Below are 1,698 nucleotides of genomic sequence, written 5' to 3'. Positions count from 1 at the left end.
CAGCGAGTGCCCACCCAGCTCGAAGAAGGAGTCCTCCGCTCCCACCCGCTCCATCCGCAGCAACTGCGCGAAGAGCGTCGCTACCTTCTCCTCCGTCGCCGTGCGCGGTGCCACGTACTCGCCCTGCCCGCTCGGGCCTTCCGGCGCGGGGAGAGCCCGGCGGTCCACCTTCCCATTCGGCGTCAGCGGCAGCCCGCCCAGCACCACGAAGGCCGACGGCACCATGTACTCCGGCAGCCGCTGCTTCAGCCCCTTGCGCAGCTCCGCCACCTCCAGCCCCGTCCCCGCCACGTACGCCACCAGACGCTTGTCGCCCGGCGCGTCCTCCCGCACCACCACCACCGACTCGCGCACCCCCACCTGCGACGCCAGCGCCGACTCCACCTCGCCCAGCTCGATGCGGAAGCCTCGCACCTTCACCTGGAAGTCGATTCGCCCCAGGTACTCCAACTCTCCCGTCGCCAACCACCGCACCCTGTCTCCCGTGCGGTACATCCTCTCGCCCGGCCGCCCCGCGTACGGATTCGGCACGAAGCGCTCCGCCGTCAGCGCCGGCTTCTCCAGGTACCCTCGCGCGAGCCCCGCTCCCGCCAGGTACAACTCTCCCGGCACTCCCCGCGGCACTGGACGCAGCCACGCGTCCAGCACGTACGCCCGCGAGCCCGTCAGCGGACGCCCAATCGTCGGCTCCCTCCCCGCCTCCTTCTCCACTCGCGTGTACGTCGAATACGTCGTGTCTTCCGTCGGCCCGTAGAGGTTGTAGACGCCCTCCACGCCCTTCAGCCCGTAGAGGGACTGCGCCAGTCGATTCAGCAGCGGCTCGCCCGCGAGATTCACCGTGCGCACCGACTCCGGCACGCCCTGGCTCCTCACCAGCTCCGCCATCGCCGACGGCACCGTATTCACCAACGTCACCCGGCCCGCGTCCTTCAACGTCGGCAGCGCCAGCGCGTTCTCCGCCACCACCACCGCGCCACCGCTGCTCAACGGCGCGAAGACTTCAAACACCGACAAGTCGAAGTTCAACGACGTCGCCGCCAACACTCCCGCCAACTGCTGCGCCGTGAAGGTGGACGTCGCCCAGTGCAGGAATGCCACCGCGCTTCGCTGCTCGATGGCCACGCCCTTCGGCCGCCCCGTCGAGCCCGACGTGTACAGCACGTACGCCAGATTCCCCTCTCCCGTCCGCGCCGCGACACGCGTGGTGGGCTGCTGCGCCACCAGTGCCCAATCGCTATCCAGGCACACCGTGCGCGCCGTGTGCTCGGGCAGCACGCCCACCAGCTTCTGCTGCGTCAGCAGCACCGGCGCCTTCGCGTCCTCCAGCATCCAGCCCAGCCGCTCCCGCGGGTACGCTGGATCCAGCGGCACGTACGCGCCGCCCGCCTTCAACACGCCCAGCAGCGCCACCACCATCCGCGCCGAGCGCTCCAGGCTCACTCCCACCAGCGTGTCCGGACCCACGCCCAACCCGCGCAGGTGGTGCGCCAGCTGGTTCGCCTTCGCCTCCAGCTCCGCGTACGTCAGCACCTGCCCGTCGAAGTGGACCGCCGCCGCTTCCGGCGTGCGCGCCACCTGCGCTTCGAAGAGGCCCTGCATCGTCCCGCTCACCGGGCCCGCGAGGTCCGTCCCCGACAACTCCTTCAGCAGCGACTGCTTCTCCTGCTCTCCCATCAGCGCCAGCTCGGAGAGCTTCGC

At 70.4% G+C, this 1,698-nt stretch carries 1 protein-coding gene; it reads right to left on the bottom strand.

Going from position 1 to position 1,698, the window contains the following annotated elements; translation table 11 throughout:
• Positions 1-1,698 (bottom strand): non-ribosomal peptide synthetase (locus GTY96_RS37005; protein ID WP_161667169.1); only part of this gene is annotated, 1,698 nt, incomplete at both ends.

The sequence above is a fragment of the Corallococcus silvisoli genome, from assembly GCF_009909145.1.
GTDB lineage: Bacteria > Myxococcota > Myxococcia > Myxococcales > Myxococcaceae > Corallococcus > Corallococcus silvisoli.
This window is presented reverse-complemented; position numbering and strand designations above follow the sequence as displayed.